Raw genomic sequence first — 12495 nt, 5'->3', positions numbered from 1 at the left:
AGTCAACCAAAAAAACAAGAAAGATTACTCTTGTTTGAAAAACAAAATTGCCGACTCAGCAATCTGCCGGATTTTAGCGCGGACTTCATCATTCTTTTTCGTTGCCGTCAGATCTTGAGTCTCGAGGTCTTGAACGAATTGGTCCAGATAGTTCATGCCCTGGGAGACGGCTCCCCAAAATTGCATAGCCATCAAATAGGCATCACCCCGGCGGATAACTCCTTGCTCAATCCCTCTGTCAATTGCCTGCGTCATGGGCTGGATGAAATTCTTCATCCAATCGAAGGGCGACAATTCCCCAGGCTCGTACAGATGATGCAGGTCCAAGACGATTCTCATATAAAAGTGCTGAGTCTCGGGATCCTCAATGACGCGTTCGCAGATAAGTGCGGCGTACTTTTGAAATTGTTCGAGCACGGGCACGTCCTGATCGAAGTACGCTGTCGTATAGCGTAGAGATTGATCCATCATATATTCGTAAAGCTCCCGAAAGAGCTTTTGTTTGCTTTTGAAGTAGTAATACACCAGTCCGTTCGCTAGACCGGCCCGCTCGGCAACATCGCTCAACGCCGCAGCCGAATAGCCCTTGGCTGCGTAGACTTGGATGGCCGCCCGCAAAATCTCTTGTTTGCGCTGTTCTCGAATAGACTCGTTCTGTTTTTTGGTACGGGGAGACATGCCATCACACCTTGCATGGAATTTTATTAATAATATACGACACGGCAATCAAGACGACAAGCAGGGCCGGTCAATTGAAATCGAACGAGGAGGGGCGACGGCAGATGACCCGGGCATCGGGCCGGAGCATAGCCATCTAAAGGTGACGGGACGGCGGAAAACGCGGTCAGATCTTAAGAGCTGCCGTGATCCCGGCCGCGGACGAGTTAATGGTCTGTCAGAGATCGGCTAACTGCAGTCCGATGTCTTTCGCATCCGCCGGGAGGTCGTGTATCCGACGGAGATAAGCGGATACACGCTTGTCTTCGGTGGCCGGGTACGCGAAACTGAAATGTTCGGCTGCCGCTTGCGCCAGATCGCGGAATAAATTCCCCATCTCGAACAGAGCTTGCCAGACCCGATCGTAATCGCCATCCGCATATGTCCTAGTGAACGAGATCCACTTTGAAGAGTCCAAGTATTTCTCGAAATATTTGCCCTCTTTGCCCGTTTCTACTTGAAAGCCGGTATTCGCTCCGATGTACCATACGCTCATGAGCATCAGCATGTCGCGAACCGGTCCTTCGTACATCCGCATCGCATACGGCAACTGTCGGCGCCAAAGGCCCTTCGCCACATAAGTGGAGACCCACCAAAACTCGTTGCAACAATGATAGAATTGGTTGCCGTCGGGAGGAGACGGAATGTAATCGAGATTGCTCGGCAGGGGCACATGCCCGAGAAGCCCGTCCTTATCCAGCAGAACGATGGTCTGGCTATCATGGATATACTGATCTAACCGATTCGACGGATAGAAAGTCAGGTCGATTCGATTCCCGTCCGTAAAAATCATGAGATAAGCGAATTTATCGAACCGCTCCGCGTGCGGGTGATCCATCCGGTCAGGCGTCTGCATGATCAGAATGTCGCCGAAGCGGGAAATCCAGCTTGGGTCGTCGACAAAAGACTGAACGGAGTCCACGAAATATACGATATCGTAATCTTGGAACAGATCGCGAGGCGCGTCCCGATTCGCCCGCGAGCCGTTCAAGACAGCGGCGCGGATTTGCTCGTTGTTCGCTGCGAAGTCGCGGATCGTTTGCATCATTTCAGCTTCTGTACGCATTCATCATTCACTCCTGTTGTTGTGATTATAACGTAAATCCAATTCGCAACAGCTTCGAGCGTGTCGTTGACTCGAAAATAACGTTGAAAATCATCGCTATTGAGCGAACCTGCCCCACTGCGCAAGCCAATACCGATGAGAAACATCGTTATTAGCATCACATTCGCGAGCTGGTGGGAAATCTCTGGTAAGTAGCGATGAATAACATCACTATTGAGCAACAAAACAGTAGAAGTTAGTGGAGAAGCGATGAAAAACATCGTTAATCATAGATTTGCCGGTAAACGAGCGTGCCAGACGGCCTGGACATTGATGAAGACACCCGGAAAAGGGTGCCTTCGTCGCGCCCGCTAAAGCTCGCGGATCATTTTGTAGTTGCCCGGCTCCGCACGGAAACCGAGCAAATCGCGGTTAATGCGTAGCATAGGGGCGTTCATCGAGTCGTTGTGCGTTTTTAAGTAGGGGGCTCCGCTCGCAAGCGCGGATCGTATGCCGAGCAGCTTCAAGGCAAGCGCGATCCGACGGCCGCGGTATTCCGGCAGCATCCCTGTGTACTCGTGGTACATCGCCTGCGTCTGCTCGTTATGCAGTAGTGCGACGACGCCGACGTAGCGATCTCCGTCTTTGGCGATGTGGATCCATTCGGGGCGAATGCCCGGCGGGTCGAGATTCCACTTTTTCCACTCCTCGAACCAAGGATAATCCCCGGTAAAACCCGGAATATCGAAATGTGTAACTTTGTACAGTTCGTGCAGCTTTCTCTCATTCTCTTCGCCGGGTTCCTCCGCAAGTGTCACGAAACGAATACCGCCGCGTTCCGCATCGGCGATTGATGCCTCCAGCTTCTCGTCGAAACGGAACGTCTTCAGCTCGAGCACCGATTCGAAGCTGTGCCGTTCTGTGGCGTAACCGCGGCGTTCCGCGAACGCGATCGACTGCTCGTCCGACTCCCGTATAAAGTCGATCAGCCTAGATGCTCGGACTTCCTTCGCCCACTCTAGAAGCGTGGCGTACAATGCTCCTCCGACTCCGTTCCCCCGGGCGTCGGGGTGGACGACGAGGGTATGGACCAGCTCTCCCGGCGTGAACCAAGGCGCTCTCCAGGCGATCGCGTAGGCAACGACTTGGCCTCGCTCGTCTTCCGCGACCCACTTGGGCCGATCCCATCCCATCAGCTGTCCGTCCTCGTTATAATGCAGCTGTCCCGGAGGGATCTTCTCTTCGTCCTCCTGCAGCCTTTCGGCCGTTGTAGGCTCAGACCAGATCAGATTAAGAAGCGGGGCTACGTCTTCGTAATCGTCCGGGTGGCGCAGCTTGCGAATCGTATAGTTCATTTCGTCGGCACCTCCGCCCTTTTTTCATATCGTAATTATCGCACACTCCTTCTCGCCAATCACGGGATTTTTTGGTTATAATTGACAACTCCCGCGGATCAAGGAGCTGCGGAATAATGTAAGTAGACTTTTCTCGCGGATGAACATTATACTTCTAAGTATCTGGACAGAAATTTCTAAAATGATGAATCTAACATCGGAGATACGGAGGGAAAGATGGCAATGGCTGATCAAACGAAAAAAGTAGTCGTGACCGGCGGGAGCGGCATGCTGGGACGATGGGTCGTCAAGCATTTCGTTGAGAGCGGTTACGAGGTGCTTAATGTCGATACGCGCCACCCTGAGGAGCCGCTGTGCCCGACGCTTATCGTAGACCTTGAAGATTTGGGCCAGACTTACGGCGCTTTGGCCGGGGCCGACGCGGTCGTTCATATGGCGGCGATCCCAAGAGCGGGAATGGTACCGCCGGAAGTCACATTCCGCAATAATGTGATGGCGACTTACAATGTTTTGGAAGCGGCTTCAGGACTAGGCATCAAGAAAGCAGTCATCGCTTCCAGCGAATCCTCGTACGGGATTTGCTTCGCCGTTCATCCGTTCGGACCGCAATACGTGCCGATGGATGAAGCGCACCCGCAGTTGCCGCAGGATAGCTACGGCTTATCGAAGGTCGTGAACGAATTGACCGCGGACATGTTCCATCGTAGAACTGGCATTCAGGTCGTATCGCTGCGTCTCGGCAACGTGATTCCTCCTGAATGGTACGAGCGATTTCCATCTTGGATCAACAATCCGGAAGAACGCGAACGGATTCTGTGGAGCTACATCGATACCCGCGATGCCGCGGAAGCCTGCCGTCTGGCGATTGAGACGGATGGACTCGGTTCTGTCGCGCTTAATCTCGCCTCCGACGAGACGAGTATGGCCGTTCCGAGCCGCGAGTTGATGGCTGCGCGTTATCCTGAAGTGACGGATTTCCGTGCGCCCCTGGAGGGGCACGAATCGTTGCTTAGCAGCGAGAAAGCTATGAAACTGCTGGGCTGGACACCGAAGTACAAATGGCGCGAGCAACTCGGCAAATAATAGATTCATAGGAGGTTGCCCCTGCCGTAGTCGTTCAAGGGGGCAGCCTCTTTAGTTTGTTTCCTGATGCGATCGAAGAGGGTGAATCATCTTGAGTTATATACTACTCCTGCTGGCGACGCTGGCTTGGAGCTTCGTTGGCGTGCTTGTCAAAACGGCGTCGACGATGGTGGACAGCGCCATCATTTCGTTCGCTCGCTTTTTTTTCGGAGTGATCTTTCTTGGCATCTCCCTGTATATTCGTGACGGCCGGCTTCAAATTCGCATGGGGATGAAATGGATCTGGATAGGCGCCATCGGGAAAGCGGCCAATTATACGTTCGAGAATATCGCTTTGAAGATCGGATACTCCTACGGCAATATTCTCGTTCAGCCTGTTCAGACCGTCGTATTGCTGTTAGCGGCCGGTTTGCTGTTCAAAGAAAAAATATCGCCGAGGGGCTGGGTTGCCGCGGCATTCTGCGTTGCCGGCGTCATCGTCGTGGGTTGGAACGGCACGCCGCTCGGCGAATTGGCAGAAGGCAGCGGGTTGACGACGCTGCTGTTCACGTTGGCTGGGATCGGTGCCGCAGTGCATGTCCTTAGCCAGCGTATGCTGCTGAAGACGATGGATAACGGCAATATGAACTTGTCCGTTTTCCTGTTAAGCACCATAATCGTCGCCGCACCGATTCCGATCCAATCGCACGGGTTTATCGGTCCGGTATCGGCTTGGGCGTGGAGTGCTTTAGTCCTTCTCGGGATTATCACCGGGCTCAGCTTTTTCTGGTTCGCGGAAGCGATCAAGCGGGTGCCGTTCGCGATCGTCGCGATCGTCGGCAATTGCACCGTTATTTTTGCGATCGTCTGGTCGTATTTGTTCTTCCGCGACCCGATTACGATCTACGTAATCGGCGGAACGCTCATATTCGTCATCGGCTTTCTCATACTTAGTTTCGCGAAGCCAGGGCATAAGGAAAAACCAGCGAACACTCCTGCCGCTTCTAGCCGGATCGATAACTCGGTCGGGACATAAACTGGTTGTCTGTGTAGAATCGGCAGCCTTGGGCGAGGTAGTAGAATTTTAGTACGGTTTCGTCGGACTACAGGCGCGTGAGAGGTGGGTTCGAGCGATATAGTTCGGTTTCGTCGGACTACAGGCGGCGTGGATGTGGATTCGAGCAATTTAGTTCGGTTTCGTCGGACTACGAATGGCGGAGAAAGAATAACAAATAAAAAGAACCCGGCAGGTTTGCCGGGTTCGGTCATTTAAAAATAATTGCACGCAAAGACGCGTTGTGTTAAGATGGTAAAACCTCTGGAGTTTTTCTTGAAAAGGACAAATTTAATGCATTTTATTTACACTTTAATCTTATCACATGGCCGGACGGTTTGTCAAACGTTCTTTTCCCCTCCAGAAACGATCGATAAGGAGCGTGTTCAGAAGGATGACGAGCGCAAAGGATTGGCGGCAAGAGCAGGATCGGTTGGATCGGGTCACCGTAAAGCTAAGAGCGAGAATCGCCGAACTGGAACCCGAAGCCGACTTGCTTCGCGACCAAGCGGCCGACATCCGCAAGCGATTCTGGGAAGAAGTTACGGTGAATACAAGCACGCAGGAAGATTTCGAAGAGTCGTACTTCACGATTCGGCAGCAGGCCGCGGTGTTGTCCGAAAGGGAACGCAGGCACCGGCAACTGCAGCAGCAGTGGAAAGGGCTAAACCGGTTGCTTCCTTCTCCTTATTTCGGACGGATCGATTTCCAGGAGAAGGGTTTGGACTCCCAAGAGCAAGTCTATATAGGCGTATCGAGCTTCGTCGAGGACGACGGGTTGAGCTTCCTGATCTATGATTGGCGCACGCCGATTGCGAGCATGTACTACGATCATTCTCCGGGAGCGGCCTTCTTCGAGACGCCAGGAGGATGCGTCGAAGGAACGATGACGCTGAAGCGACAATACCAGATACGCGATGGGCAGCTCCGCAACCTGTTCGACTCCAGCTTGACGATCGGGGACGAGTTGCTGCAGCAAGTGCTCGGCAAGGGTGCGGACGCGCAGATGAAAAGTATCGTGGCCACCATCCAGAAGGAGCAGAATGCCATCATCCGCGACGATAATAGCCGGATGCTCATCGTGCAGGGGGCTGCCGGCAGTGGGAAAACATCGGCGGCGCTACAGCGGGTCGCGTACTTGCTATACAAACATCGCGAGAAGCTTAGAGCTGACCAAATCGTCCTGTTCTCGCCGAATCCGATGTTTAACAGCTATGTGTCTACGGTCCTCCCCGAGCTCGGGGAAGAGAATATGCAGCAGACGACCTTTCAGGAATATTTGGAATACGGACTTGGATCGGATTTGCGACCGGAAGACCCTTTCGACCAGTTGGAGTACACACTGACCGAAGAAGGGGCGCCAGGATACGAAGCGCGGATGAACGGCATCCGGTATAAGTCGTCGGAAGAGTACCTTCAAGCGCTCCGGAACTATGCGTTATGGCTGGGGCGGGAAGGCATGCGATTCCACCCGATCCGGTTCAGGGATCGCGATCTGATCTCCGCCGAGCGGATCAAATCGCAGTTTTACGGTTATGATCCGTCCGTTCGCTTGAGTAACCGGGTCGTTCAACTGCAGGAGTGGCTGATGAAGGAGCTAACCTTGCTGGAACGCAAGGAGCGGGAAGAGCTCTGGGTACAGGAGGGGCTTAATTACCTGGATAACGATCAGTACGCCGAGGCATACCGAGCGTTGCATAAAGAGGAAGCGGTCTTTGATTTTGCCCAGCAATATGTCGATATCTACGGCGAACCGGATAAGATTAGCCGCCAAGATGACGATGTTTTCGACTTTGCGGACCGAGAGGAAGATCATCTTCGCCGCATGGTTTTGAAGGAGCAATTCAAGCCTTTGCGGCGCGGCGTGAAGCGTTTGTCGTTTATTGATATGGTCGGATTATACGGTCAATTGTTCGAAGACGAAACGGCGTACCGGGAGATGACGAATGGAGCCGAAGCTCCCGGGTTATGGCCGGAAATATGCCGGCATACGAGAGAGAAGCTGAGCCGCGGGGAATTGCTGTACGAGGACGCGACGCCGTATCTGTATCTCAAAGAGCTCGTAGAAGGGGTCCGAACGAATACGGAAGTGCGGCATGTATTCGTCGACGAAGGCCAGGATTACTCGATGTTTCAGTACGAGTTTCTGAAGAAGCTGTTTCCCCGTGCCCGCATGACGGTACTCGGCGATTTCGGCCAAGCGATCTTCGCGCAGGCGACGAATTTGCAAGACGCGGCTTCGCCGCTCGTTCGGCTTTACGGCGAAACGGAGACGACCCGGTTTGCGCTCGACCGCAGCTACCGCTCGACTCGCGAGATCGTTGAGTTCACGAAAGCGATACTGCCGGGCGGAGAGGCGATCGAACCGTTCGATAGAAAGGGCGCAAAGCCGCTGCTTCTGCAAACGGCAGACGGCGAGGCTCGGGCGGAGCGGATTGCGCTCGATCTAGCGCAGCTGAGGGCGGAAGGTTACGCCTCCATCGCTGTCGTAACGAGGACGGCATCCGAAAGCCGGGAAGCCTATGAGAAGCTTGCGGCTCTAGGGTGCGAAGAGCTAAGGCTCGTCACGAAAACGACGCCCGTCTTCGAGAAGGGAACGTTGATCGTTCCCGCGTATCTCGCGAAGGGAGTCGAATTCGACGCGGTACTGATCTACGACGCTTCATCGCGGACTTATCGCCGGGAAAGCGAGCGCAAGCTCTTCTACACGGCATGCACGCGCGCGATGCATCGCCTTCTGCTGTACGCCGCTGGGGAGTGGACGCCCTTCATACGGGCGTTGGACTCGTCGTTGTATGAGGTTGGACGCTAAGATAGAGCCCGCTCTTTTGAACCCATTTTTGGTACAATGGAGTTCGAAGATATAGAGATGAGGAGGGGTTGCGGTGGAGATCAGAATCGATGATTTAACCGGTACTAAAGTGCAGGACTTAATCAAGGAACATCTTCAAGGCATGTTCGAGCATTCCCCGCCCGAAAGTGTGCATGCGCTCGATCTGAGCGGGCTGAAGAAGCCGGATATTACGTTCTGGAGCGCTTGGGAACAGGATGTGCTGCTTGGCTGCGGGGCACTGAAAGAGCTCGATCCCGAGCATGGCGAGCTCAAGTCGATGCGCACTGTCGTGCAGCACCTAAGGAAGGGCGTCGGTCGGAACATTCTGGAGCACATTATCGCGGTTGCGAAAGAGCGCGGTTACCGGAGACTAAGCCTGGAGACGGGTTCCATGGAAGCTTTCGAACCTGCGCGGCGGATGTACGAGAATGCAGGATTCCGCTACTGCGGTCCATTCGGGAGTTACGCAGAGGATCCGAACAGCGCGTTTATGACCATGGAATTATAGACGAAAAACTCTAAAAAATAATGCTTGAACCTTACGTAACGTAAGGTTTTATAATCGAGTTACCGGTATAAAGCTAGCTCCAAAGAATGGAGATGGTTCATGAACAAACGTTGGAAGGTCGGGGACTTGGCCAAGCTGACAGGACTTACGGTGCGAACGTTGCGATTCTACGACCAGATCGGGCTGTTTTCGCCGTCCGAACAGACGGAATCCGGACACAGGCTGTACGGAGAGTCGGATTTGTCGCGTTTGCACCAGATTGTATCGCTGAAAGAGCTGGGCTTAACCCTCGAGGAGATTAAGTCGGCCCTGACCGGTGGGCAGATCGGGCCGCTGGAGATCGTAAGCCTGCAGATCGGCCGGATCAAAGAGCAGATCAAGCTGCAGCAGCAACGATTGGAACTGCTCGGTCATGTGTCCAAGCAGTTGCAGGGCCAAGGACAATTAACGGTTGAAGATTTCGCTAGCATGCTGCAAGCAATGAAGATAGAGTTCGAGAAACCTGTCCTTGAACGGAGAACAACCTGGGAGCGGCATCTGGATTCGTTGGGAGAGTTTCTCGCTGAGGGGAAAAAGAGAACCGAATCTAAGGAGGAATAACGATGAAAGAACGATTCGTGAAACATGCGACCTTCGTTGTCGAGCGGACGTATGCCGCTTCGCCGGAGCGGGTGTACCAAGCATGGGCCGACCCTGAAACGAAGGCCAAGTGGTATTCGAAGCCTGATATTTTCGAATTTCGGGTCGGCGGACGGGAGTATAGCAGCGGCGGACCGCCGGGAGGGCCGGTATTTACTTTCGATGCCAGTTACCAAGAGCTTGTTCCGGAGCAGCGGATTGTTTATACGTACACGCTGGACGCCGACGGCACGCGCATGTCCGTCTCGATTACAACGATCGAGTTGATCCCGTCGGAGGGTAGCACGAAGCTCATTTTTACGGAGCAAGGCGCCTTTTTGGACGGACACGATACGCCGGAAATCCGGGAGCATGGGACGAAGGAAATGCTGAACGCGCTTGGGAAACTGCTTGAAGAGGAGGCCGGGGAGTGAGCCGCGGCGATAACGAAGTGATTTCTTCGCGCGAATTCGATTTCCCAAGAGAGCTCGTGTATCGAGCTTGGACGACCCCCGATTTGCTGGCGCGTTGGTGGGGGCCGCGCGGCTTTACGAATACGTTTCACGAGTGCGACATCCGGCCGGGCGGTACATGGCGGTTTACGATGCACGGACCGAATGGCGCGGATTACCCTAACGAAAGCGTTTTTGTCGAGATCGTGCCGCATGAGCGAGTCGTGATCGATCATTTGTCCGGCCCTGAATTCCGGGTGAATGCAACGTTTGAAGATCTGGGAAGCCGAACGAAGTTGGTTTTTCGCCAATGTTTCAAAAACAAGGAAATGTTCGAAAAAGTCTAAGTCTATTGCGCGGAAGCCAACGAACAGAACTTCGACCGACTTGGCGAGTTGCTGTGTGAAATGACTTCCTAGCTTTCGCAAGGCACCCTAGGGGTGCCTTTTTTGCTGTGCGGGCTTTCTATCTAGCCTTCCTGTAAAGTTCAATATATTTCATCAACTCAGCTGTGCCGGCGAAACGCAAGGATAAGAATAGCCAAGGAATTCGAACCCGTGTTTCTCCAGGATCGGGCGGCTCAGAGGGCTGGCATCCACCGTTAATAGCCGGAATCCTTTATGCCAGGCGGCTTGCGCTCGTGCGGCAAGCAAGGAAGTGTAAAGCCCTTTGCGACGATAATCCGGCAGCGTAGAGCCTCCCCACAGACTGCCGAACGAAGTGCCATGATGCAGATACATCCATGCTGCGCTAACGACTTTACCGCCCGCATAAGCAGCGTAAATCGACAGGTCTTCGCTATCGTCTCGAAGGTCGCGCTTTAAACGCTCGCCGAGATCTTCATGCGGCTCGTTCCATATTTCTTCTTCCAACAAGATGATGTCGTCAATGCCGGCATCCTCCGTGACCTGGCGTATCTCAGTTGGAATCGGCCAAGTTAGAAGAGGGTGCCCTTCATGCAGCTGCATAACCAACAAAGCCTCGGGATCACCGATCTCGAAGCCATATGCCCGCAAAATATCGACCAGGTTATCGGGCTTGTCGTAGTCATACGCTTTCCACTCGAACGTCTGGTTCAACTTTTGAAAATAAGCTAATTGTTCGCGAACGACCTCTTCGACCGTTCCTTGTTCCAGATCAGAGTAGAGGACAAAGCCATCCTCACCTTCAAGGGAGACCTGCCGGACGACCTGTCCGACTTCTTCGCGCCGGAAACCCGGATAAGTGATTTCGATTCGCTGTTCTTTATTGAACAGGTGAATGACTTCATCTTTTGTCATATATGATTCCTCCAGATCGTAGGCGACCGATCAAGTCACCCCGTAATGACCCTCTCGACGGGATAATGAATCTTCGTGTCCTTTTTCTCGCCTCCGATGATATATAGGAAAGAGGTCAGGCCAATTCTCCCGATGAACATTAGCGCCATCAGAATGCACTTCGCGAAGATGCTCAGATCCGGAGTAATTCCCGTCGACAATCCGACGGTGCCGAAGGCGGAGCACACTTCCAAAAATATGGCGATCAACTGATGGCGGTTGTCGGATATGCTGATCGCTACGACTGATGCGCAGCACATTACGATCGCTAGCAGCGTGATGGCTAGAGATTTCATCACGTCGTCTTGATGAAGCTGCCTGTTAAACACCTTGATCTCGCGATTTCCTCTGGCAAAGTGATAAATGAATAATATATTCAGCGCCAGCGTGGTCGTTCGGATTCCTCCGCCGACCGAATTCGGCGACCCACCGATAAACATGAACACGCTCATAACCAGAAGCGTCGGATGCGAGAACTGGGTAATATCCATCGTCGTCAGCCCCGCGCTTCTTGTCGTCGTCGCTTGAAAGAAGGCATAGAAGAAGCTCTCGTGCCAGCTCAAACCTTTGAAATAATGATGATACTCGAACAGCAGAATCAAGACGGTCCCAATGACGAGCAAAATCCCATACGTCGAAGTCGTGAGCTTGGCAAACAGCGAGAAACGGAACGGCGCTTGAATCTTCTCTTTTCTGCGGGATAAGAATGCCTTCGCCTCGATGAGCACGGGAAAACCGATCGCTCCGAAAATGATTAACACGATCGTAACCAGTTGCACGAAATAGTCATGCGCAAAAGGGGTGAGCGACTGTCCCGTAATATCCATTCCGGCGTTCGTTGTCGCGCTTACGGATGCGAACAGGCCTTGCAGGAAGGCTTCTTTCCACGTAGGAAAATAGTTCAAGAAGTGAAAGCCGAATATCACCGCCCCGATCAACTCGGTCGCGATGACGATTTTCAGAATCTCCTTAACCAAATGCACAAGTCCCGATAGGGCGAACTGATTATTGTCGACCATGATTAGGCGGCGCTCGCGCAATCCGATTTTGCGGCCCAGCAAAATCCAGAAAAACGTGCTCATGGCCATAATGCCGATGCCCCCGAATTGCAGCACGAGCATGATGACGAAGTATCCGAACGTGCTATACGTTTCCGAGACGTTAAAGACGCTCAGCCCCGTATCGCTTACGATGCTGACGGCCATGAAGATCGTGTCGAAGAAAGATACCTTTACCCCGGGCCGATGAACCGCCGGGATGCTGAACAGCAAGATTGAGGCGGTTACGGCAAGCAAGTAATATCCGGTAATGACTTGCGCGGGCGATCGTTTCTCCAGCCAACTTCTTATCTTACCCCACATGGACGTGCATCCCTTCAATCTTACACGGAGAATTAGCGATATGAATAGAGATCATCATACGACTTACCTTTTCGCTTGTAAAGGGAAGGTGAGGTCGCTTTGACGTTCAAAAAAGACTTGCAATTTATTTCGCTAAGGAATAAAATTTGCCTGTTACAAATAAAGTTTACC

General features: G+C 53.0%; 12 protein-coding genes. 7 read left to right on the top strand and 5 right to left on the bottom strand.

Features of this window, described 5'->3' with window-relative positions; genetic code table 11:
* Positions 1-24: 24 nt before the first annotated feature.
* The 3 genes from FPZ45_RS12570 to FPZ45_RS12560 all read right to left on the bottom strand — a co-directional run bounded on the left by FPZ45_RS12570 (position 25) and on the right by FPZ45_RS12560 (position 3117).
* Positions 25-678, bottom strand: coding sequence for a TetR/AcrR family transcriptional regulator (locus FPZ45_RS12570; RefSeq protein WP_144701974.1), 654 nt, complete (start codon positions 676-678; stop codon positions 25-27).
* A 217-nt stretch (positions 679-895) separates the two neighbouring features.
* Positions 896-1783 (bottom strand): aminoglycoside 6-adenylyltransferase, encoded by an 888-nt coding sequence (locus FPZ45_RS12565; RefSeq protein ID WP_144701971.1) that lies wholly within the window; start codon positions 1781-1783, stop codon positions 896-898.
* A gap of 350 nt (positions 1784-2133) precedes the next feature.
* Complete coding sequence (locus tag FPZ45_RS12560; RefSeq protein WP_144701968.1) at positions 2134-3117, bottom strand: GNAT family N-acetyltransferase; 984 nt, start codon at positions 3115-3117, stop codon at positions 2134-2136.
* A gap of 222 nt (positions 3118-3339) precedes the next feature.
* Here FPZ45_RS12560 and FPZ45_RS12555 point away from each other — a divergent pair, with 222 nt between their 5' ends.
* The 7 genes from FPZ45_RS12555 to FPZ45_RS12525 all read left to right on the top strand — a co-directional run bounded on the left by FPZ45_RS12555 (position 3340) and on the right by FPZ45_RS12525 (position 9991).
* The gene (locus FPZ45_RS12555; RefSeq protein WP_144701965.1) at positions 3340-4200 is read left to right on the top strand and encodes an NAD-dependent epimerase/dehydratase family protein; all 861 of its coding nucleotides are present in this window, start codon (positions 3340-3342) and stop codon (positions 4198-4200) included.
* A 91-nt stretch (positions 4201-4291) separates the two neighbouring features.
* A complete protein-coding gene (locus FPZ45_RS12550) occupies positions 4292-5215 on the top strand; it encodes a DMT family transporter (RefSeq protein ID WP_144701962.1) in 924 nt (307 codons plus the stop codon).
* A 412-nt stretch (positions 5216-5627) separates the two neighbouring features.
* On the top strand, positions 5628-8045 hold the full coding sequence (gene helD / locus FPZ45_RS12545) for an RNA polymerase recycling motor HelD (protein WP_144701959.1): 2418 nt from the start codon (positions 5628-5630) through the stop codon (positions 8043-8045).
* A 73-nt stretch (positions 8046-8118) separates the two neighbouring features.
* On the top strand, positions 8119-8574 hold the full coding sequence (locus FPZ45_RS12540) for a GNAT family N-acetyltransferase (RefSeq protein WP_144701956.1): 456 nt from the start codon (positions 8119-8121) through the stop codon (positions 8572-8574).
* Between the two features lie 99 nt (positions 8575-8673).
* Complete coding sequence (locus tag FPZ45_RS12535; RefSeq protein ID WP_144701953.1) at positions 8674-9174, top strand: MerR family transcriptional regulator; 501 nt, start codon at positions 8674-8676, stop codon at positions 9172-9174.
* 2 nt (positions 9175-9176) lie between these two features.
* Complete coding sequence (locus FPZ45_RS12530) at positions 9177-9626, top strand: SRPBCC family protein (RefSeq protein ID WP_144701950.1); 450 nt, start codon at positions 9177-9179, stop codon at positions 9624-9626.
* Positions 9623-9991 carry an SRPBCC domain-containing protein gene (locus FPZ45_RS12525; protein ID WP_144701947.1) on the top strand — a complete coding sequence of 123 codons (369 nt, stop codon included), beginning with the start codon at positions 9623-9625 and terminating at the stop codon, positions 9989-9991. The genes FPZ45_RS12530 and FPZ45_RS12525 overlap by 4 nt, the downstream gene beginning before the upstream one ends.
* Positions 9992-10144: 153 nt before the next feature.
* On the opposite strand, the gene FPZ45_RS12520 is transcribed toward FPZ45_RS12525, so the two are convergent.
* Positions 10145-10924: a GNAT family N-acetyltransferase gene (locus tag FPZ45_RS12520; protein ID WP_144701944.1), complete on the bottom strand. Its 780-nt coding sequence runs from the start codon at positions 10922-10924 to the stop codon at positions 10145-10147.
* Between the two features lie 35 nt (positions 10925-10959).
* Positions 10960-12324, bottom strand: a complete 1365-nt coding sequence (locus FPZ45_RS12515) for a TrkH family potassium uptake protein (protein ID WP_144701941.1) — start codon at positions 12322-12324, stop codon at positions 10960-10962.
* Positions 12325-12495: the final 171 nt, after the last annotated feature.

This window comes from Cohnella terricola, from assembly GCF_007786475.1.
GTDB classification, from domain to species: domain Bacteria; phylum Bacillota; class Bacilli; order Paenibacillales; family Paenibacillaceae; genus Cohnella; species Cohnella terricola.
The sequence above is the reverse complement of the archived record's forward strand: the minus strand, read 5'-3'. Positions and strand labels throughout refer to the sequence as shown.

What these genes read in the sequence shown, in the direction of transcription:
- FPZ45_RS12570 (WP_144701974.1), bottom strand. Translation starts at nt 678, where the DNA reads ATGTCTCCCCGTACCAAAAAACAGAACGAGTCTATTCGAGAACAGCGC.
- FPZ45_RS12565 (WP_144701971.1), bottom strand. Translation starts at nt 1,783, where the DNA reads ATGCGTACAGAAGCTGAAATGATGCAAACGATCCGCGACTTCGCAGCG.
- FPZ45_RS12560 (WP_144701968.1), bottom strand. Translation starts at nt 3,117, where the DNA reads ATGAACTATACGATTCGCAAGCTGCGCCACCCGGACGATTACGAAGAC.
- FPZ45_RS12555 (WP_144701965.1), top strand. Translation starts at nt 3,340, where the DNA reads ATGGCTGATCAAACGAAAAAAGTAGTCGTGACCGGCGGGAGCGGCATG.
- helD (WP_144701959.1), top strand. Translation starts at nt 5,628, where the DNA reads ATGACGAGCGCAAAGGATTGGCGGCAAGAGCAGGATCGGTTGGATCGG.
- FPZ45_RS12535 (WP_144701953.1), top strand. Translation starts at nt 8,674, where the DNA reads ATGAACAAACGTTGGAAGGTCGGGGACTTGGCCAAGCTGACAGGACTT.
- FPZ45_RS12530 (WP_144701950.1), top strand. Translation starts at nt 9,177, where the DNA reads ATGAAAGAACGATTCGTGAAACATGCGACCTTCGTTGTCGAGCGGACG.
- FPZ45_RS12520 (WP_144701944.1), bottom strand. Translation starts at nt 10,924, where the DNA reads ATGACAAAAGATGAAGTCATTCACCTGTTCAATAAAGAACAGCGAATC.
- FPZ45_RS12515 (WP_144701941.1), bottom strand. Translation starts at nt 12,324, where the DNA reads ATGTGGGGTAAGATAAGAAGTTGGCTGGAGAAACGATCGCCCGCGCAA.